Source organism: Caballeronia sp. AZ1_KS37 (genome assembly GCF_023631165.1).
GTDB classification, from domain to species: domain Bacteria; phylum Pseudomonadota; class Gammaproteobacteria; order Burkholderiales; family Burkholderiaceae; genus Caballeronia; species Caballeronia zhejiangensis.
In genome coordinates, this window is sequence record NZ_JALQDP010000037.1 from 1 (window position 1) to 18,619 (window position 18,619).

Genomic DNA, 18,619 nt, shown 5'->3' on the forward strand with positions numbered 1-18,619 from the left:
ATCGCGATCGGTCATCCGATCGGCGCGTCGGGCTGCCGGATTCTCGTCACGCTGCTGCACGAAATGCAGAAGCGCGACGCGAAGAAGGGTCTGGCGTCGCTGTGCATCGGCGGCGGCATGGGTGTCGCGCTGGCGGTGGAACGTCCGTAACGAATGCAGTACGACGGCGCCGCGCGCGCGTCCCGACGCGTCATCAAAACAATATCAGCGTTGGGCAAGATGGCCGCGTCGGCGCCATTCCGAGATTCATTAACCTGAGAGAAATGACGAGGAGTATCAGCATGACTAAGCGAATCGCAGTGGTGACGGGCGGCATGGGCGGTCTGGGCGAAGCAATCAGCATGAAGCTGCACGACGCGGGTTACGCGGTCGTCGTGACGCATTCGCCGGGCAACGCGAAGGTCGGCGAATGGCTTGCGAGCATGGACCGCCAGGGCTACAACTTCCGCGCGTATGGCGTGGACGTCGCCGATTACGATTCCGCCCAGCACTGCGTGGCGAAGATCCAGGCTGAAGTCGGCCCGATCGATATCCTCGTGAACAACGCCGGTATCACCCAAGACACGACCTTCAAGAAGATGACGAAGGTGAACTGGGATTCCGTGCTGCGCACCAACCTCGACTCGGTTTTCAACATGACGAAGCCGGTCTGCGAAGAGATGGTGTCGCGCGGCTTTGGCCGCATCATCAACATTTCGTCGGTGAACGGCTCGAAAGGTCAGATCGGCCAGACGAACTATTCGGCGGCGAAGGCGGGCATGCACGGCTTCACGAAGTCGCTCGCGCTCGAAGTCGCGAAGAAGGGCGTGACGGTGAACACGATTTCGCCGGGCTATCTCGCGACCAAGATGGTGACGGCGATTCCGCAGGAGATCCTCGACACGAAGATTCTTCCGCAGATTCCGGCGGGCCGTCTCGGCAAGCCCGAGGAAGTCGCGGCGCTCGTCGCGTTCCTGTGCTCCGATGACGCGGGCTTCGTCACCGGCTCGAACATCGCGATCAACGGCGGCCAGCACATGAGCTGATGTCCGCGAGCGGCGCGTGTGTCAGCGCGCGCCGCTTCGTGTTCGCATCGAATCGATCTTCATCTGAAACACCCGTGCCATGCACAACGTCAGCGCGCGCGCACTCCTTTATAGCGTCGGTCATCTCGATTCGGCGATCGAACATCTCGAGCAAGTGCTGAGCCTCGAAGGCGCGAACTCGCTCTTCTCCAAGACATACTGGCGCGGACGCGTCGTGCAGGCGCTTTCCACACCGGGACTCGCGCCGTCGCAGCATTCGCGCCTGCAACGCCTGCTGGATCGCATCGCTCAGGCCTGAGCGGAGCAACAAAGCGCGCACGCGGTCGACCGTGAAAACGCGCGCAGGCAAGGCCCGCGCCGCCGCTTGTCCGGCCCCGTCGTGCAGCGCATTCCTCTGATCCGTGAAGAAATTCGCGTCCGCTTGTACCATTCGGCCGTGTCTCAAATTCACGGTTCGCCAGCATGTTCTCTTACATCAGATCGATGATTTCGACGCCGCGCAGGTTCGGCGCGTTCGGCGCGCTCGCGCTCGCGTGTCTGCTCGCGGCCTGCGGCACGACGAACGGCGTCACGGCCGGCGCGCAGCCCAACACCTACACCGTCACCGGCAAGGCGACGGGCACGCGCATGTCGTGGGTGACGGCGCGCAACGCGGCGATGGACGCCGCCTCCGAATACTGCAAGCAGCGCGCGCAACGCGTCGCGATCCGGTCGGAAGCGACGAGCGGCGTGCGCTCGCTTCAAGAGCAGACATCGACCGTATCGTTCAGCTGCGTGCCGGAGAACGACGCGCGCGGCTGAGCAATTCATCCGACGACATCACGGCCGCGTACTTCTGCGCCATATCGAAAAGGTTGGCGTCATGCGGCGCGAGCGCGCGATCGCCGACGCAATCGGATAGCACCACGGGACGAAAGCCGAACTGCATCGCATCGACGACGCTCGCGCGCACGCAGCCGCTCGTCACCGCGCCCGCGACGGCGAGCGTGGTGACGCCGCGCATGGTGAGCCACGCGGCGAGCGACGTGCCGAAGAACGCCGACGGCACGTTCTTGCGCACGACGAGCTCGCCGTCTTCCGGCGCGAGTTGCGGCACGATCGCGCTGTCGTGCGCGTGCTCTTTCAGCGTCAGCATGCGGGGGACTTTGAGCGAGAAGATGTTGGCATCGGCGTCGTCATCGGCATAGACAATGCGGCTATGCGCAATCGGCCAGCGCAACTCACGCGCCGCGCGCAGCAGCGGCACCGTGCGCTCGATCGCCTGCGCGATGTTGCCGCCGCCGAACACGTCTGGATTGGCGAAACCGTTCACGAAGTCGACGATCAACAGTCCAATGCGGCCTTCGATGCGAAGGTCGTTGCCGAAACCTTGCCGCTGATAAACCTCGTCGTTCATGACGTTTCCTCGATGGTTCTGCCTTCGCGCACGACGTCCACGCCGTCGAGCGAGACGGTGCAGCGGCGCAAGGGGATGTCGATATGGCAAGCCGTCGTGCGCTTGCCGCCGCCTTCGTTGTTCGGGCCGAGCGAGAACAGGAAGTTGCCGTCGAACGCGCGGGCGTCCATGCCGAGCGTCGCCTCGCGATCGTAGAGACCGAGCGTCGACCAGTGCGCGCGCTTTTGCAGGCCCCAGCCGATGTGCGAGATCGCGAAGGCTTCGGGGTCGTCGAACGAGAGCATGTATTCGCGCAGGAGATCGGCATCGACGCCGCCTTCGATGTGGCGCGCGTAGCCGCCTTCGACGGTCAGCACGACCGGTTCCGTGCAATAGCTCTTCTGCGGCAGAAGGATGTCGCCGCGATCGATCACGATGCGCCCGTTCGCGCCGCCTTCGTTCGGAAAAGTGAGCGCGAAACCGCTCGGCCAATGATCCCAGCGGCCGGGTTCATCGACGAAACCATATTCGGCGATGGCCGGAAACTCGCCGAGCGGACAGCGCAGATCGGTGCCCGCTTTCGATGTGACGCGCATCTCGCGCGCCTGTTCGATGCGCTTCGCGGCGGCGAGCACGCGCCTTCTGTCGTCGAGCGACGGCGTCATGCGAACGAGCACTTCGGGCGGTTCGACGGCGAGCAGGATCTTCGTGCCCGACGCGAGAATGTCGTGTTGCTCGGGCGAAAAAAGCAGCGTCATCAGATCGAGCACGAGATCGCTTGCCTTGAGGGCCGCGATGGCCGCGCGGTTTCCGGTGAGCGGCGTTTGGCCGAGATAGGCGAGGGCGTCGCGGCTCAGCGCCTTCTCGCCGTTGACGGGCGGAAGATCGAGCCGGTTGACGATGGCGCCCATCGATTGCGTCGCAATCAAGGCGCAGGCGAGCGTTTGCGGATGCGTTGCGGCGCCGGTGAGTATCGTCACGGTCTGGCCTGCTTTCAGGCGCGACAGCGTGAGCACCTCTTTCCACGCTTGAATCAGTTGATGGTCGCTGATTGGCATGATGTGTCGCCTACGTTTCAGGTGAGTGTTGCGCCGAAGAACGAACCGAGCGCGCGATAGAAGCCTTGTTCGTCGTCCCACGGGATCATGTGGCCTGCGTTCGGCACTTTCACGACTTCGAGTTGCGGCATCAGATCGCGCATTTCTGCGATGTCTTCATCGCGGATCACGTCGCCGCGGCCGGCTGACATCAGCAGCGTGGGTTGCGTGACGTGCGGCATGTCGGCGTGGATGTCGTCCGTATGGAAGCCTTCGAAGCTCGCGCGGATCGCGCGTTCATCGCAGGTGTGCAGCCATTGCGCGCGCAGGCGCAGTTGCTCGTCGGTCCACGTCGGGCAGAACGCGCGCATGCCTTCTACGTCGATGCCTTTGCGTGCGAGCGCGATCGAATCGATGTACCACGCGAGTTGCGCGGGGTAGGCGCGACGGCCCGGGCCGGACACGGGCGGATCGATGAGCGCGAGTCGCGCGATGGACTTTGTTTGCCGTGCGGCGCGCAGGGCGATGCGTGCGCCCATCGAATGGCCGAGCACGTTGGCTTGCTTCAGGCCGATCGCTTCGATGAACGCGATGAGATCGGCGGTTTGCGCGTCGAGACTGTAATCGAGCGTCGATGAGGCTTCGGAGAGGCCGCGGCCGCGGACGTCAAGCACATAGGTATCGAAGTGGCGGCCTAGCGTTTCCGCGACGAATCCCCAGGTGATGGCCGGGCTCGTGATGCCGGGGATTAGCACGATGGCATCGTGGGTTGCTTGCGGCCCGCCGTAGCGCAGATAGTGTTGGCGGATGCCGTTTGCGTTGATGTTTGCGCCGTAGAGTAGGGTCGATTTCATCGTGTGTCTTTCTCGTTTACTTCGGTTTTCGCCGGATCCCATATTCGTGTCGGTCTATTAGCACTGCCCCTGTGCGGGGCGGCACTCACTTTCTTTGCTGCTGCAAAGAAAGTAAGCAAAGAAAGCAGCTACTGATACGCCCGCGGTCACACGCAATTTGGGTAGTCCTCTCGTCCATCGTGGGCTGCCTAAAGAGTGCCCTCATAGGCCCAACCGGGCTTGGATCGCGCACGGTCTGCCACATCGCACCACACAACAAGCTGGTTCAGCACCAAATAGCTCCAGCCCGCTTCGCGGCCGACCGGTCAATCGGGGATGCATGTGCTTCTCTACTAACGTATCCATCTCACCGCAAGTGCCGCACGTTGGTTTCCCTTGCATACCCGGCGGCAGCGCGTAGCGCTGTGCCGAAGCTCTTTCGTGCTGAACCAGTGTCCTCAGCGTTTTCGGGCGGCGGACCGTGCGCGAGCCAAGCCCCGTTATTGTGATGAGGGCACTCTTTAGGCGAGTGCCGCCTGGGACGAGAGGACTACCCAAATTGCGTGTGACCGCGGGCTTGAAAAGCTGCTTTCTTTGCCTACTTTCTTTGCAGCAGCAAAGAAAGTAGGTGCCGCCCCGCACAGGGGCAACGCTAATAGACCGACGCGAAAACGGGATCCGGCGAAGAAAAAAAAATCAAAAAGCCCCAGACAATAAAGCCCCGGCCCCGGGCACAACCCGCTTGAGCCCAAGCTGAGACAACATCGCAAAAGTAGTAGCGATTGCAGCAGTCACGACGGGCTTCCCGGTCAACGCCTCGACCATCGGCACAACGGACAAAGACGGCATCTGCACGCAAGCGGAGAGAACGACGACATCAGCGTCCTGATAGCGCATCGACTGCACGATAGCGGGCAGAAGAACCGGATCATGCCGCGCCACATCGAGATTGTCGGGAATCTCGAGCGCGCGATAGTCGATGACATCGAACCCTTCGCTTCGAATATAGTCGACCACAAGCTCAGTCAGCGCCTTCATATAAGGCGCCACCACGACGACGCGTTTCGCCTTCATCACCTTCAACGCATCGACCAAAGCACCAGCGCTCGTCACAACCGGCGCCTCGCCGCCATTCGCAGCCGTATGCCGGGTCAAACGCGCCTGCGATACGCGGTGATAACCGCGCCCCATCGCCATGATCGCGACGAGACACGCATAACCCAGCACATCGACGCGCGCATCGGAAAGCTCGACGGCGCAGCGGTCCGACTCCGCATCCATCGCGGCGAGCTCTTCCTTCACGACCTTCTTCATCCGCATGCGGCTCGAATGAAAGGTGAAACGCTCCGGTTCGATGGATTGACGCGCAGTCAGCATCGCCGGAATTTCGGTTTCCATCGTCGTATTCGAACTCGGGACGATCTGCCCGATGCGATAAACCTTTCCCGGCATCTCAAACCTCCGCTGAAACGTTGGACACAGCCGCGCGCGGCGCGAAATCCGTTGCGTTGTACGCATAGACCCAGTTGGCCTGAATGCCCGACGCCTGCGGATTCAGATACGACTTGAACTTGTAGATAAGATCGCGCTTTCTCTGCGCGAACGCGCTCGGCAAGTGATACGTGCGGCCCCGCTCGCGCGATTCGAGTTGCACGCGGCTCGTGCGCGGCAGACGTTCGGCCTCGTAGTCGCCCAATGCGTGCGCGATGTCCGTGCCATGCGCCGCGAGCGATTGCGCGAGCACGTAGCCATCTTCGATTGCCATCGCCGCGCCTTGCGAGAGAAACGGCAACATCGGATGCGCGGCGTCGCCGAGCAATGTGACGTTGCCACGCGACCAAGTCCGCATCGGATCGCGATCGAACAAGCCCCATTTGAAGACCGATTCCGCGCGCTCGAAAAGACGCTGCAAATTCGGATGCCAGCCTTCGAACGCGTCGAGCAATTCCTCACGGCTCGACTTCGCGTTCCACGATTCCTCGACCCAGCTCTGCGTCTCCGCGACCGCGACGATGTTCACCGCCGCGCCGCCACGCACGTAATACGTGACGACATGCGCGTGCGGCCCGAGCCAGAACGACGAATCCGGACTCACGAATTCGGGCGTCTCATCGAAGGGCACGACGGCGCGGAAGCACATGTTGCCCGTGAAGCGCGGCGCTTCGTCGCCGAAGAGCTTCGAGCGCACGATGGAACGCACGCCGTCGGCGCCGACGATCACGTCCGCTTCGAATTCGCTCCCATCGTCGAAGACGGCGACGGCGGCGTCCCTCTCCTGCCGAATGTCGATGCAACTCGTCGACAGACGCGCGGCATCGGCGGGCACGAGCGTCGTCAGCAGGCGATGCAGATCCGCGCGATGCACGTGATAGAACGGCGCGCCATACAGCTTCGGGCATTCCGAAGCGAGCGGAATGCGGAAGTTCTCGCGCGCGGTCTCCCAGTTGCGCCCGACAATCGCTTGCGGCACGAACGCGACATCGCGCAGCGCATCGCCGATGCCGAGCGCCTGCAGCACCTTCACCGCATTGGGCGTCATCTGGATGCCCGCGCCGACATCGCCGAAAACGCCCGCGCGCTCGAAAAGCCGCACCTCGATGCCGTGCCGCGCGAGCGCGCCGGTCAATGCGACCCCGCCGATTCCGCCGCCGACAACGCCGACGCGAAGTGTTCTGCTCATGATCTCGTCCTTCCGAAGATTGAGTCGTATGGATTGATGTCGATATTATATGGCCGTATAAATAAATGCAACGGCAATGACGATGCTCGTGACGGCGTGATAGGCTGCGCCCATCTCGCGGCGACCGTCCGCATACGACAAGGAAGAGTCAGGCTTTGATCAAGGCGATTTTGTGGGACATGGACGGCACGCTCGCGGAAAGCGAGTCGCTGCATCTGAAGACGTTGATCGCTGCGCTCGCGCGGCACGGCGTGGAGGCGGGCGAGGAGATGCATCCGCTCGTCTTCGGCAAGACGGGGCGCGAGGTGCATGCGCTGTGTCGTGAGCGCTTCGGCTTGACGGTCGACTTCGCGGATTGGTCGATGTTTCGCGCGCGGACGTATCTGGAGAATGCGCCCGCGCTCGTGCCGCGTCCCGGCGCGCTGGAGGTGTATCGCGCCGCGAAGGCCGCGGGCATCACGCAGGCGATCGTGTCGAATGCATCGCGCATGCTGCTCGAAGCGAATCTGCGTGCGCTCGGTATCGAAGAGCCTTCGCTCGTGAGCATCAGCGTCAACGATGTTCGCAACGGCAAGCCGAGTCCCGAGCCGTACGAGCGCGCGGCGTGGCTCTTGCGGCTCACGCCCGAGGAAGTGATCGCAGTCGAGGACAGTCCGACCGGCGCGCGTGCCGCCATCGCGGCGCATATGCGCGTTCTGGCATGGCCTTTCGACGATGAAGGCGCCGCGCTTTTCCCCAGGGAAGCGCAGGTCGTGCGCTCGCCGCGCGAGTTGGCAGAGGCGCTGGGTCTCGATCCCGCGGCGCTTTGACGGCTTGCGTCAGTTGCGCGCAGCGAGATCGTTGAGCACGATCTTGTGGATGTTCGAGGCGTGCACCCATTCTCGCGCCTGACGCTCGACCAGATCCGTGAACGCGGGCGGTCCGCTGCAGTAGATTTGCGTGCAAGCGCGCGTCGGACTCATGGTGAAGGCGCTTTCCTGTGCGAAGAGATCATCGGTCAGGTCCAGATGATGGTAGATCTTGCCGTGCTCGCGCAGTGCGTCGAATTCATCGACGAACATCGCGTGGTCGGCCGCTCGCGCGAAGTGGTGCACTTCGAAGTGCCTGCCCGCCGACGCGAGCCGCTTCGCGATTCCGACGATCGACGCGGCGCCGGATTCACCGCAATAAAGAATGGATCGCACGCGCTCTTTGAGCACGTCGCGTTCGATGACCGGAATCAGGTTGTCGCGCATATCTTCTCCAATAGGACCGGCATCCTCCGCGAACGGAAGATGAGGCAGTGTATGGATCGAATGGGATGGCCAAACCCGGCGGTGATCGTCGGGGCAGGCTCGCAGTCAGAGTAGGGTGGACCGCAGCCGCCGACAAGCCGCCATGACGGAATACCAGTCATACGGCCGCGCCGATAAGGAAACCGCCTGTTTTAAGGGCTCAAAACGCAACGAGCGACCACTGTGGGTCGCTCGTTGATCGTTGGGTCAGTTAAACGGGGTGACTATGCCCCGCGCAATTACATCGGGTGGGTCGCAACGAAGTTCTTGTACGACCAGTAAGCGGGCTTCGTCGTCTGACCGTCGGACTTCATCAGCCCGAAGTTGCCTTCGTTGTCGTCATAGAGCTCGAACGCCTGGATCGACTGGATGTTGTACTTCGATGCGACGCTCTGGTACTGCGCCATCATCATGCTGCCGACCATGTAGTTCGCGATCTGCTGATCCGTGCCGTAGTTCGGACGCACGCCGAATTCGCTGAGCCACACCGGCTTGCCGAACGAATGGAGAACGCCGAGCATGTCGTAACAACCCGTGCCGCCGCATGCGCGCGTCATGTTGCCCTGATCCGAATACCAGTGCCATGCGGTGATGTCCCAGCTAACCGTCGGGTGGCCGCGGGTGCCGTCCGGCTGCGAGCCGTCCATCAGCATTTGGAAGAACGCGTAGTGCAGCCACGTTCCGTTGACGACAATCTTCGCCGTGCTGTCCTTCGACTTCACGCCGGCGATGAGACCGCGGATCACGCCGCGCGCGACGACGTAGGGCTGATTCTTGTAATGCGTCCAGCTCGTGCCGTCGACGTTGCCGTTCAGCGCCGTCGCTTCGAGTTCGTTGCCGACTTCGTAGTACTTGTACTTGTACGTGCTCGCGACTTGCGCGCCGAGCGTGTAGGCCGCGTTGTACGCATCCTGTTCGTTGCTGAAGCCGGTGCCGAGCAGGATCACGGGATACACGGTCACGCCGCTCGCCGCCATCGTCTGCGCCATCTTCGCGATGACCTTCGCCGACGCCAGGTTGTATACGTCGTTACGATAGATCGTCGCGCCGATGTCCTTCAGTTGCGCGAGCTGCGTCGCCACGGGCGTCGAGTCGTACGCGCCGCCGTTCGTGTTGCGGCCGTTCGCGCCGTAGAAGATCGACGTGCTCGTCGCCGCTTTCGCCGTCGATTCCGGAGCGGCGGCGCTCTTGGCAGTCGCGTCGTCGAACGCGGTTTCACCGCCGCCGCCGCACGCGGCGAGCAGCACGCTCGTAAGCGCTGCCGTGGCGATCGCTGCGGCCTTGCGAGCCGAGAAAACGTTGAAGTTACGAAGCGAGGTCTGGTTAAGGTTCGTCATTGTGTTTAGTGGTACTAATGTACTTGCGTAAGGCTCGTAAAACCCAGAATGCTGCCCGGACCTCTTCAGTGATTCACGATGCCACTCGGAAACGTGGCGATCGTCTGATCCGTTTGTCGTCGAGATGACACTCGTTAGTCATCCAAACTACATGCTCAGGACAGACTGTTTGCGCGACGCCGAAGTTAGGCGCTAAAGGACAGACTGAACGGCACGGATTCACTGCTGGGTCCATTGCGCGATGCAGCAGGCGCTCTGGATGGCTGAGTCGAGCAAACGATTGCGTTCGCTCTCGTGGGCCTTACGAAATGACAAACCTGCTCAGTTCGAAGGCATCGTCGTCGGATAGGTAACGTTTGCGCGTTTGCAGTCAAACTTGCCGAATCGTTTCGGAGTTCTTCCGCTACCTCGGCAACCGTTGCCGAAACCTGATCAACGGCTGCAAGGTTATCGTCTTATGAGATGAATGTAAACGTCTGTCACAGTAAAAAAATCTGCTGCGGCGTTGCGGTGGCAGAAAAACTTACTTCTTCGGAATCGAGTTTGGAGTCAGTAAATTCTCCCGACGGCTCTGACGGCCTTTGTTATCAGGCGGTACAGACTTCCCGGCGCTCTCCTTCGATGTTGCATCGCGGAAGCGTCGGGCCGAGATTCGACTGCTGCGTCGATGTGTAGGTGGTCGAATTCCGATAGATGGCACTCGACGGCGGAAGAATGACCGTTTCTCCAGTGCGCCTGTGATTCGCGCAAAACTCGACGGATTCGTCCATGATCGTGCGCAGGCCGAAGAGCGCGCGTTCGACCTTCAGCTCGAACCGCGTGAGCGCATACTTGAGATCGGTATCGCAGCGCGTTCTGTTGTATCGTTCATCAAGCTCCCGATGATGGGTTCGCATCGCGAGCAGCGGTGCGAGAGGGCGGTTCCGTTTCTTCATCGCGCGCATTCTGACCGTTGACCTGTATCAAGCTCGACGCACGCGCCGGCCGGACGACGACCCGACGCCGCAGGCACCATAACGCTTATCCATAACGCCACTGTCTTTTCAGAGGGAGATGAACGTGCGAGCTGCCGACATCATGACGACATCGATCGTTTCCGCCAGTCCCGATATGTCCGTGCGCCAGGCCGCGGGCACGATGGTATTCGCCGGCATCAGCGGCATGCCTGTGATCGACGAGGAGGGCAACCTGCTCGGCATCGTCACCGAGGGCGACCTGATGCATCGCGCGGAGATCGGGACCGGCGTCAAGCAGCGTGCGTGGTGGCTCGAACTCGTTGCATCGACGCGCGAACTGGCGAGCCAGTATGTCAAGGAGCACGCGCGCAAGGTCAGCGACGTGATGACCACCGACGTCGCGACCGTGAGCGAAACATGCCCCGTCGCCGACATCGCCGAGCTGCTCGAACGCAAGCGCATCAAGCGCGTGCCGGTGCTGCGCGACGGCAAGGTGGTCGGCGTGGTGAGCCGCGCCAATCTGATTCGCGCGCTCGTCACAATGGCGCCCGAGTTGCCCGTCGATGCCGATATCACCGATCACTCGATCCGCGAGGCGGTCATCGCGGCGATGTCGGGCCATCCGTGGGCGCTCGCTCGCGAGAACGTCATCGTCGAAAGCGGGACCGTGCATCTGTGGATGACGGTCACGAACGACGACGAAGCGAAGGCCGTTCGCGTCGCGGCCGAAAACGCGCCGGGCGTGAAGGAAGTCGTCACGCACGTCGGCCCGCCGAGGGTGTAGCAGCGTCTCTTCAGATGAAGCTGGCGCCGCCGTTCACCGGAATCGTCTGTCCGGTGATGAACGCGTTGCCGATTAGCGTCATCACGACGTCCGCGACTTCGTCCGCTTCTCCGAGCCGCCCGACGGGCAGCCGCTCCGCAACATTCGACGCCTTGAGCGGTTCGGCCATTTCGGTGTCGATCGGTCCGGGCGCGACGGCGTTGACGGTGATGCCATCGCGCGCGAGCCGTGCGGCGTAACCGCGCGTCAGACCTTCGAGGCCCGCCTTCGATGCGTTGTAGTGAACGCCCACCAGACCCGGCCCGCGCGCCGCCGCCGACGACAGATTGACGATGCGTCCCCAGCGCCGCGCGCGCATGCCGTGGAGCACGGCTTGCGTGCAGAGAAACGCCGACTTCAGATTGACGGCGAGCGTGCGGTGGAACTCGGCTTCGGTGAGATCGTCGATATCGATCATCGTCGCTGTGCCCGCGTTGTTCACCAAGATGTCGATGTGGCCGAGGCGTTGAACGATGTCGTCGATCATCGCGGTGACGTCGTTGCCTGTCGACACGTCGGCGCGTACCGCGATCGCGCGATTGCCGCCGCGCTCGATTTCCGCGACCACGCCGGTGGCCTCGTTTTCGCGCTGCCGATAGTTCACCGCTACCGATGCACCGGATGCGCCGAGAGCGAGCGAAATCGCGCGACCGATGCCGCGTGAGCCGCCCGTCACGAGCGCGACGCGGCCGTTCAGATCGAGAGTGTGAGAGCGCATGGCGCGATCCTTCGTCGTGGGTGAGAAGGGCCCAGTTTGCGCGCGTCGTGATGATTTCGCTGATCGCGATGCGATCGATGATCGGGCATCGCGGATACGCGCCAGGCGCTCACGGCAAGTAAAGGAAAAAACCGATGCCGGGTTAAGAGCATCGGTTCTTCCTTGCGCCATGCTGCCAAGTTACCGGCCGCCGTGGCCTCCGCCGCCACCGTGACCGCCACCGCCGTTGCCGCCGCCGTTGCCGCCACCGCCGTTGCCGCCGCCATTGCCACCACCGTGACCGCCGCCGCCATTGCCACCACCGTGACCGCCGCCGCCATTGCCACCACCGTGACCGCCGCCGCCATTGCCGCCACCGCCGTGACCGCCACCGCCGTTGCCGCCACCGCCGTTGCCGCCACCGCCGTTGCTGCCACCGCCGTTGCCGCCACCGCCGTTGCCGCCACCGCCGTTGCCGCCACCGCCGTTGCCGCCGCCACCGTGACCGCCACCGCCGTTGCCGCCGCCGTTGCCGTTGCCGTTGCCGCCACCGCCGTGACCGCCACCGCCGTTGCCGCCACCGCCGTTGCCGCCACCGCCGCTGCCACCACCGCCGTTTCCACCACCGCCGTGACCGCCGCCACCATTGCCGCCGCCGTTGCCGCCACCGCCATTGCCACCACCACCGTGACCGCCGCCGCCACCGCTACCGCCGCCGCTTCCACCACCGCCGTGACCGCCGCCGCCATTGCCGCCGTTGCCACCGCCTTGACCGCCGCCACCGTGACCACCGGCTGCGCCGCCATTGCCGTTACCGCTACCGTGGCCGCCAGGCGAACCGTTGCCATGGCCGCCGTCGCCATGACCGCCGTCTCCGTGACCAACTCCGCCATGACCGCCGTCGCCATGACCATCGCCGTGGCCGTCGCCATGGCCATCGCCGTGACCTACGCCGTGGCCGTTACCATGACCATCGCCGTGACCGTCGCCATGACCATCGCCGTGACCGTCGCCATGGCCATCGCCGTGACCTACGCCGTGGCCGTCACCATGACCATCGCCGTGACCGTCGCCATGCCCTACGCCGTGTCCATCCCCGTGGCCATCACCGTGTCCGTCGCCGTGTCCGTCGCCGTGGCCATCACCATGTCCATCGCCGTGGCCATCACCGTGTCCGTCACCATGACCATCGCCGTGGCCATCGCCATGACCATGACCGTGGCCATCACCGTCACCATCGCCGTGGCCATGTCCATGACCGTGGCCATGCCCATCGCCGTCGCCGTCACCATCGCCATGCCCGTGCCCATGGTGCCCATGTCCACTCGAATCGCCGCCCGAGTCCCCGCCGGAGTCGCCACCGGAATCTCCAGCGCCCTGACTGCCGTTACCTGTTCCACCCGATCCTGTGCCGGTTCCGGTGCCTCCGCCGCTCGTGCTTCCGCCAGCCCCCGCCGTCGCGCCCGGACCGCTGCTGGACGAGCCTTGACCGCCGCCCGCGCCCGCACCCGCACCCGATCCCGAGCCACTCGAATTTCCGCCGCCCGAAGCCGCTCCAGGCGATCCCTCGCCACCGCGACCGCCCTCGAGCAACGGCACGACCGCCGACACCGTTTCGACGGTCGGATCCGTCGTCGGCGATACGCGCGTCTGCGAGTCCGCCGCCGCAACCATCATCACGGCGCTCGTGCCGAGCGGCACGCATCCCTCGGAAGTCTGGTTGCAAGGATTCCCCGTCGTTTGCGCGGACGCGAAATTCGACATGGCCGCCGCGATCACGATGACGCTGAGTTTGATCGCAGTATTCAATTTGAATTTTTTAGGATTGCTCATTTGTGCCCCTTGTAGTGTTTCTTCGCCACGCGTCGGATGCAGAGTCGAACGCGATGTGGGGCAAGAATGACAGGCTGTACGGTGCGTTCTGTGCGGTAATTAACCGGGCGCGAGGGCGTCGTCATTTCGCGCAGTGCGCGAGCGCTCAGAGAACGTTTGCGGACGGCCGGAAGCGTCGTAAGTTCATACGCTCGTCCCGGTCTTGCACGTCAGAATCGCGCGCAGGCGCGGCGGCCAGCCAGCAGCGGTATCGCATGTCGATGAATCTTCGCGATGCCGAATGTCACGCGTATCGCGCACCCGTTGCTGGCTTCCGTAGAAAGGTGAATGTAGGCTATCTGTATGGATGCGAAGCGTCAAACGCGCTCTGTGCCGTAGACCGCACTCCAAGCGCACGACCGGTCAATCGGACGGGGATATCGTCTCTATCCGCTGATCAAAGACCGGGATCGAGATTGGCGCAAATTTGAACTAGAGTTATTTATCGTTCGCTTTCCTGATCTATTGCATAGACGCGCGCGCATTCGTCGAAGCAAAGCGCGCAGCCAAGCATCCGACGAATCAGAACACGAACGCAAGATCGACAAGCCGGCCCAGTGTTGTTCATAAGACTTAGGAATACCAAAGAACGGCGGATCGATGCGTCAGCCGACACATCGTATCTTTCAACCGGAGGGTGTCATGAAGAGATCGAAACGAGTCGCGTGCGTGGAGGCGACGGCGCTTGTCGCTCTGTCGATGGCGAGCGCAGGCGTCGCTCATGCAGACGACGAAGCCGTGGTGAATCCGAATCCGGCGGCATCGCGCGAGGCGCCGGCGGATCTGTCGAATCTTAAGCCGGTCGTCAATGTGCTCGCGCCGCCGGACACATCCGCGATCATGCCGGAAACCAGCGCCGGGCCTTATACGCCGGGCGTCAACACGCCGGCCGGCATCGTGAGCAATGCGCAGACGAGAGCGTATGGCACCTTCGGCATACCCTATTCGACCGGCCGCGTGCAGGACGGCAACCAGAGCGCGGCGGGCACCACGAGCGCGAACTATCTCAGCACGACGTATCCGTATCGGGCGATCGGCAAGCTGACCTTCAGCGCCGGCTACTGCACCGCGAGCCTGATTCGCAGAAGTGTGATCGTCACGGCGGCGCACTGCATCCAGAGCTTCGGCAGCGGAAGTTCGCTGTTCTCGAACTGGCAATTCCGCCCCGGACACTACGGCGCGTCCGGCGCCACGTCTGCTCAGATCGCGCCTTATGGAACGTGGAACTGGGCGGCACTCGTGCGGCCATCGGCGTGGGCGAACGGCACCGATACCGGCTCGGGCTCGGCGCGCAACAATGACATCGCCGTGATCGCGATCGCAAAGAACGCGTCGAATCAGTTTATCGGCGATATCACCGGCTATTTGAGCTATGGCTGGAACAACTATTCCTTCATATCGTCGCCGAAGACCGGGAATCTTCAGACAGCCGCCGTCACGACCTTCGGCTATCCGACCTTGCTCGACGGCGGCGCGATCATGCAGCGCACCGATGGCCCGGCCTATACGACGACCGTGAGCGGCGCATCGCAACTCTGGCAGGGCAGCAATCTCACGAGCGGCGCAAGCGGCGGACCGTGGATCGTCAACTTCAGGCCGCGCGATGCCGTGCTTTCCGGGGGCGCGGTCATCGGCAATGCGTCGAATCTGTCGATCATCGGCGTGACGTCCTGGGGTTCGTCCGATCCGAACGCGATCAAGGACAACTACGCGTCGCAGTTCCGTCAGAACACGCAGTATCCGAACGCGACTTATGGCAATTACGGAGCAGGCAACATCGCGTCGCTGCTGAACACGCTGTGTTCGACCGCCGCGCCGGGCGGCGGCACGTACGCATCGCAGGGATATTGCAACTAGCGCCGATTGACGTGGCCCGTTCGCTTCGAACGGCGCGCGGGCCACTTCGCCTTTTCCGACGAATTCGCTGGAGCATGCCTCAAACGCCCGTAGAATACGAAGCGAACCGGCTTCTCACTTCATCGGCAGCATCGCTCAGGCATGACGAAAGACGACACCACTCACGTCCGCGCACACGGCGCATCGAGCAAGCGCAAGCGGCTTGGCCGCCCGGCGGGCAATATCAATCAACGTGAGAACATCCTCGACGCAGCCGAGGTCGATTTCTCGCAGCGCGGTTACGCGGGCACATCGCTCAAGGAAGTGGCCGCGTCGTGCGGCGTCACGCAGGCGCTCATCACGTATTACTTCGGCACCAAGCAGCAGCTTTTCGAGCAGGTGTTCCTGCGCCGCGCGATGCTGATCTCCGAAGAGCGCGTGACGCTGCTCAATGAACTGATCGATGGAAAAGAGGCGAACGTGCGCGATATCGTGCGCGCGTTTCTGCTGCCGCTCGTCGCGCTGCGCAAGACGGACGGCGGCCGCGCGTTCATTCGTCTGCAGGCGCGCCTGCACACGGAGCCGCCCGAAATCTCGTACAGCCTGCGCAGCACCGCTTACGGCGATTCGACCGATGCCTACGTCGAAGCGCTGCGCGCCGCGCTGCCCGGCCTGCCCGCGAAAGATCTCTACTGGCGTGTGACCATGATGATCGGCGCATATCTCTACGCGTTCTCCGACACGCATCGTCTCGACGTGCTCGCCAAGGGCGCGTGCGATCCGTGGGACGCGAACGAAACGCTGGAGCAGTTGACGAACTTCATCGTCGGCGGTCTGGAGGCGCAGGCGAGCGCGTCATCTCCGGCCAGCGCGAAGAAGGTCGCGAAGCCGAAGACGACGCGCCCCGCACGCGCCGCATAAAAGCAAGGTTCAGCGCCGCAAACCGATTTCCATCGACTCGATCACTTGCGCGATGGTCGAATGCATCGATGCGAGCGTCGCGCCGGGCAAGTCCGACGATGCCGTTTCGCCGATCATGTCGCGCAATGTTTCCTGCACATCCGCCGATGCCTGTTGCGGCAACGCCGCCGCGATCACGCTGAGCGCGGCGGTGAGGCCATGCAGCTTGCCGGTCAACACTTCCAGTTCCTGACTCATCTTTGCTTCCTGTCGTTTCAAAGAGATGATGCGGACCGCGCGTCGTGCGCGGCCCGCGAGAATCACGCGCGTTCCGTCTCCGGGTGCGCCTTCAGCTTGACGAACAGCGCGATGCCCGCGATCACCGAAGGCACGGCGAGCAGCGCGAACACCGCCGGCAGGCCGAGCTTCCACTGCGCGAACAATCCGCCGAGCGCGACGCCCGCGATGCCGCCGAAGCGCCCGACGCCATACATCCACGAAACGCCGGTTGCGCGGCTTTGCGTCGGATAGAACATCGCGGCGAGCGAGGGCATCGACGATTGTGCGCCGTTCATCGTCGTGCCGGCGAGAAAGATCAGCGCGCTCACGAGCCCGATGCTGCCGACCGCCTGCCCGACCACGAAGATCAGCACGGCGGTCAGCAGATAACCGAGCATCACGACGACGTTCGCGTTCCAGCGATCCATCAGCCACCCCGATGCGATCGTGCCGATGCCGCCGCCGAGCGGAAAGAGCGCGGTGAGCAGCGCGGCGCGCTCGGGCGTGAAGCCGGCTTCGTTCATGAGCAGCGGCATCCAGCTCATCAGCAGATAGAAGATGACGAGGCCCATGAAGTACACGAGCCACAGCATCAGCGTGCCGACGACGAAATTGCGCGAGAGAATCGCGCCGACCGACGATTTCGCGTGCGTTTGCGTGCGCTCGGACAGACGAAACGAATCGATGCGCGCGAGATCGAGCGGCGCGATCCTCGAAAGCGGCGCCCAGATTTTCTCTTTGGACGCGCCGCGCTTGACGAGATAGCGCACCGATTCCGGAACGAGCATCGCGACGAACAGCGCGAGCACGAGCGGCACCACGCCGCCGACGACGAAAAGGCTATGCCATCCGAATGCGGGAATCAGCCACGATGAAATGAAGCCGCCGAGCGCCGCGCCGACCGTGAAGCCGCAATACGTCGTATTGACGATGATCGAGCGGCTCTTTGCCGGCGCGTATTCAGAGACGAGCGTGATCGCGTTCGGAATCGCCGCGCCCAGACCGATGCCGGTCAGAAAGCGCAGCGTGACGAGCGATTCGACCGAGCCGCAGAACGCGGTCGCGAGACTCATCGCGCCGAAGAAGGCGGTCGCGGCGATGAGCACCGCGCGCCGTCCGAAGCGATCCGCCGCCGGCCCGGAAACGACCGCGCCCGCCGCGAGCCCGAAGAGCGCGGCGCTTAGAACGGGCGCGAGCGCGCCCTTCGTGATGCCCCAGCCCTTGACGAGCGCCGGCGCGATATAGCCGATGGCCGCCGTGTCCATGCCGTCGATCAGCACGATCAGAAAGCACACGCCCATCAGCGTCCATTGAAAGCGCGAGAAGCGGTGCGCGTCGATGAACTCCTCGACAGGCACGCTCCCGCTCCACGCATCGCCCCGATCGGACGCCGTCGAATGCCCGGCGCGCGGCGGGAATGCCTGGCCGGTGTGAAGCTCTGCTTGCGACATGACCAACTCCTCGTTGTCGACGGCGCTTCGCCGTCCATTGTCACCAGGCCGGCGACATGCCGGTGTTCACGCGAAGCGGGGGCCCACCGGTTTCGACGCTGGTTTATTATATGTACCTATAATTAATAAACGCAATGCGGAAAAAAATAGTTCTCGACGCGCGATGAGCGGGCGCTCCGCACAGGCGTTCAGCGCGATGAAAGCATTCGAACGAATGTGCTGAAAGGAAGCGATGCGACGCTTC

19 protein-coding genes and 1 pseudogene are annotated in these 18,619 nt (G+C 63.2%); 9 read left to right on the top strand and 11 right to left on the bottom strand.

Translation table 11 applies throughout. The features are described 5' to 3' along the window. The 4 genes and pseudogenes from NCS00_RS24355 to NCS00_RS24370 all read left to right on the top strand — a co-directional run. A pseudogene (locus NCS00_RS24355) lies at nucleotides 1-150 on the top strand (acetyl-CoA C-acetyltransferase); the annotation flags it as partial. A 131-nt stretch (nucleotides 151-281) separates the two neighbouring features. After that, on the top strand, nucleotides 282-1,025 hold the full coding sequence (gene phbB, locus NCS00_RS24360) for an acetoacetyl-CoA reductase (protein ID WP_008349175.1): 744 nt from the start codon (nucleotides 282-284) through the stop codon (nucleotides 1,023-1,025). 79 nt (nucleotides 1,026-1,104) lie between these two features. Further along, nucleotides 1,105-1,323, top strand: coding sequence for a hypothetical protein (locus NCS00_RS24365; RefSeq protein WP_008349174.1), 219 nt, complete (start codon nucleotides 1,105-1,107; stop codon nucleotides 1,321-1,323). A 164-nt stretch (nucleotides 1,324-1,487) separates the two neighbouring features. Further along, nucleotides 1,488-1,826 carry a hypothetical protein gene (locus NCS00_RS24370; protein ID WP_008349173.1) on the top strand — a complete coding sequence of 113 codons (339 nt, stop codon included), beginning with the start codon at nucleotides 1,488-1,490 and terminating at the stop codon, nucleotides 1,824-1,826. Here NCS00_RS24370 and NCS00_RS24375 read toward each other — a convergent pair. The 5 genes from NCS00_RS24375 to NCS00_RS24395 all read right to left on the bottom strand — a co-directional run bounded on the left by NCS00_RS24375 (nucleotide 1,792) and on the right by NCS00_RS24395 (nucleotide 6,950). Next, complete coding sequence (locus tag NCS00_RS24375) at nucleotides 1,792-2,421, bottom strand: isochorismatase family protein (RefSeq protein WP_250441207.1); 630 nt, start codon at nucleotides 2,419-2,421, stop codon at nucleotides 1,792-1,794. The two genes, NCS00_RS24370 and NCS00_RS24375, sit on opposite strands and share 35 nt — an antisense overlap. Further along, the gene (locus tag NCS00_RS24380) at nucleotides 2,418-3,458 is read right to left on the bottom strand and encodes a 2,5-dihydroxypyridine 5,6-dioxygenase NicX family protein (protein WP_250441208.1); all 1,041 of its coding nucleotides are present in this window, start codon (nucleotides 3,456-3,458) and stop codon (nucleotides 2,418-2,420) included. The genes NCS00_RS24375 and NCS00_RS24380 overlap by 4 nt, the downstream gene beginning before the upstream one ends. 17 nt (nucleotides 3,459-3,475) lie before the next feature. Next, nucleotides 3,476-4,291, bottom strand: coding sequence for an alpha/beta fold hydrolase (locus tag NCS00_RS24385; RefSeq protein ID WP_008349169.1), 816 nt, complete (start codon nucleotides 4,289-4,291; stop codon nucleotides 3,476-3,478). Nucleotides 4,292-4,966: 675 nt separating this feature from the next. Next, a complete protein-coding gene (locus NCS00_RS24390; RefSeq protein ID WP_275445957.1) occupies nucleotides 4,967-5,722 on the bottom strand; it encodes a maleate cis-trans isomerase family protein in 756 nt (251 codons plus the stop codon). Nucleotide 5,723: 1 nt separating this feature from the next. Continuing rightward, nucleotides 5,724-6,950 (bottom strand): FAD-dependent monooxygenase, encoded by a 1,227-nt coding sequence (locus NCS00_RS24395; RefSeq protein ID WP_008349167.1) that lies wholly within the window; start codon nucleotides 6,948-6,950, stop codon nucleotides 5,724-5,726. A 155-nt stretch (nucleotides 6,951-7,105) separates the two neighbouring features. Here NCS00_RS24395 and NCS00_RS24400 point away from each other — a divergent pair, with 155 nt between their 5' ends. Next, entirely contained in the window at nucleotides 7,106-7,759 is a 654-nt protein-coding gene (locus tag NCS00_RS24400; protein ID WP_175982102.1) for an HAD family hydrolase, read from the top strand. A 9-nt stretch (nucleotides 7,760-7,768) separates the two neighbouring features. Here the strand turns inward: NCS00_RS24400 and NCS00_RS24405 are convergent, their stop codons facing one another. From NCS00_RS24405 to NCS00_RS24415, 3 genes are all read right to left on the bottom strand, one after another. Further along, nucleotides 7,769-8,185, bottom strand: a complete 417-nt coding sequence (locus NCS00_RS24405; protein ID WP_250441209.1) for a ferredoxin reductase domain-containing protein — start codon at nucleotides 8,183-8,185, stop codon at nucleotides 7,769-7,771. Nucleotides 8,186-8,463: 278 nt separating this feature from the next. Continuing rightward, entirely contained in the window at nucleotides 8,464-9,561 is a 1,098-nt protein-coding gene (locus tag NCS00_RS24410; RefSeq protein WP_175982103.1) for a glycosyl hydrolase, read from the bottom strand. A gap of 587 nt (nucleotides 9,562-10,148) precedes the next feature. Next, a complete protein-coding gene (locus tag NCS00_RS24415; RefSeq protein ID WP_250441210.1) occupies nucleotides 10,149-10,496 on the bottom strand; it encodes a hypothetical protein in 348 nt (115 codons plus the stop codon). Between the two features lie 118 nt (nucleotides 10,497-10,614). On the opposite strand from NCS00_RS24415, the gene NCS00_RS24420 reads away from it, so the two are divergent. Continuing rightward, nucleotides 10,615-11,301 carry a CBS domain-containing protein gene (locus NCS00_RS24420; RefSeq protein ID WP_250441211.1) on the top strand — a complete coding sequence of 229 codons (687 nt, stop codon included), beginning with the start codon at nucleotides 10,615-10,617 and terminating at the stop codon, nucleotides 11,299-11,301. Between the two features lie 10 nt (nucleotides 11,302-11,311). Here the strand turns inward: NCS00_RS24420 and NCS00_RS24425 are convergent, their stop codons facing one another. Then, nucleotides 11,312-12,058 (bottom strand): SDR family NAD(P)-dependent oxidoreductase, encoded by a 747-nt coding sequence (locus NCS00_RS24425; RefSeq protein ID WP_250441212.1) that lies wholly within the window; start codon nucleotides 12,056-12,058, stop codon nucleotides 11,312-11,314. 210 nt (nucleotides 12,059-12,268) lie between these two features. On the opposite strand from NCS00_RS24425, the gene NCS00_RS24440 reads away from it, so the two are divergent. The 3 genes from NCS00_RS24440 (at nucleotide 12,269) to NCS00_RS24450 (ending at nucleotide 16,666) form a co-directional block, all read left to right on the top strand. Further along, complete coding sequence (locus NCS00_RS24440) at nucleotides 12,269-13,885, top strand: hypothetical protein (RefSeq protein WP_284508174.1); 1,617 nt, start codon at nucleotides 12,269-12,271, stop codon at nucleotides 13,883-13,885. A gap of 666 nt (nucleotides 13,886-14,551) precedes the next feature. Beyond that, nucleotides 14,552-15,766 carry a trypsin-like serine peptidase gene (locus NCS00_RS24445; RefSeq protein ID WP_250436922.1) on the top strand — a complete coding sequence of 405 codons (1,215 nt, stop codon included), beginning with the start codon at nucleotides 14,552-14,554 and terminating at the stop codon, nucleotides 15,764-15,766. A 141-nt stretch (nucleotides 15,767-15,907) separates the two neighbouring features. Continuing rightward, nucleotides 15,908-16,666: a TetR/AcrR family transcriptional regulator gene (locus NCS00_RS24450; RefSeq protein ID WP_008349155.1), complete on the top strand. Its 759-nt coding sequence runs from the start codon at nucleotides 15,908-15,910 to the stop codon at nucleotides 16,664-16,666. Between the two features lie 9 nt (nucleotides 16,667-16,675). Here NCS00_RS24450 and NCS00_RS24455 read toward each other — a convergent pair whose 3' ends face one another. Continuing rightward, nucleotides 16,676-16,903: a hypothetical protein gene (locus NCS00_RS24455; RefSeq protein ID WP_033536506.1), complete on the bottom strand. Its 228-nt coding sequence runs from the start codon at nucleotides 16,901-16,903 to the stop codon at nucleotides 16,676-16,678. A 62-nt stretch (nucleotides 16,904-16,965) separates the two neighbouring features. After that, nucleotides 16,966-18,375, bottom strand: coding sequence for an aromatic acid/H+ symport family MFS transporter (locus NCS00_RS24460; RefSeq protein ID WP_250441214.1), 1,410 nt, complete (start codon nucleotides 18,373-18,375; stop codon nucleotides 16,966-16,968). Between the last annotated feature and the right edge of the window lie 244 nt (nucleotides 18,376-18,619).

Bases quoted from the DNA above. Each gene is read 5' to 3' on its own strand.
- phbB (WP_008349175.1), top strand. From the start codon at position 282: ATGACTAAGCGAATCGCAGTGGTGACGGGCGGCATGGGCGGTCTGGGC.
- NCS00_RS24365 (WP_008349174.1), top strand. From the start codon at position 1,105: ATGCACAACGTCAGCGCGCGCGCACTCCTTTATAGCGTCGGTCATCTC.
- NCS00_RS24370 (WP_008349173.1), top strand. From the start codon at position 1,488: ATGTTCTCTTACATCAGATCGATGATTTCGACGCCGCGCAGGTTCGGC.
- NCS00_RS24375 (WP_250441207.1), bottom strand. From the start codon at position 2,421: ATGAACGACGAGGTTTATCAGCGGCAAGGTTTCGGCAACGACCTTCGC.
- NCS00_RS24380 (WP_250441208.1), bottom strand. From the start codon at position 3,458: ATGCCAATCAGCGACCATCAACTGATTCAAGCGTGGAAAGAGGTGCTC.
- NCS00_RS24385 (WP_008349169.1), bottom strand. From the start codon at position 4,291: ATGAAATCGACCCTACTCTACGGCGCAAACATCAACGCAAACGGCATC.
- NCS00_RS24390 (WP_275445957.1), bottom strand. From the start codon at position 5,722: ATGCCGGGAAAGGTTTATCGCATCGGGCAGATCGTCCCGAGTTCGAAT.
- NCS00_RS24395 (WP_008349167.1), bottom strand. From the start codon at position 6,950: ATGAGCAGAACACTTCGCGTCGGCGTTGTCGGCGGCGGAATCGGCGGG.
- NCS00_RS24405 (WP_250441209.1), bottom strand. From the start codon at position 8,185: ATGCGCGACAACCTGATTCCGGTCATCGAACGCGACGTGCTCAAAGAG.
- NCS00_RS24410 (WP_175982103.1), bottom strand. From the start codon at position 9,561: ATGACGAACCTTAACCAGACCTCGCTTCGTAACTTCAACGTTTTCTCG.
- NCS00_RS24415 (WP_250441210.1), bottom strand. From the start codon at position 10,496: ATGAAGAAACGGAACCGCCCTCTCGCACCGCTGCTCGCGATGCGAACC.
- NCS00_RS24420 (WP_250441211.1), top strand. From the start codon at position 10,615: ATGAACGTGCGAGCTGCCGACATCATGACGACATCGATCGTTTCCGCC.
- NCS00_RS24425 (WP_250441212.1), bottom strand. From the start codon at position 12,058: ATGCGCTCTCACACTCTCGATCTGAACGGCCGCGTCGCGCTCGTGACG.
- NCS00_RS24445 (WP_250436922.1), top strand. From the start codon at position 14,552: ATGAAGAGATCGAAACGAGTCGCGTGCGTGGAGGCGACGGCGCTTGTC.
- NCS00_RS24450 (WP_008349155.1), top strand. From the start codon at position 15,908: ATGACGAAAGACGACACCACTCACGTCCGCGCACACGGCGCATCGAGC.
- NCS00_RS24455 (WP_033536506.1), bottom strand. From the start codon at position 16,903: ATGAGTCAGGAACTGGAAGTGTTGACCGGCAAGCTGCATGGCCTCACC.
- NCS00_RS24460 (WP_250441214.1), bottom strand. From the start codon at position 18,375: ATGTCGCAAGCAGAGCTTCACACCGGCCAGGCATTCCCGCCGCGCGCC.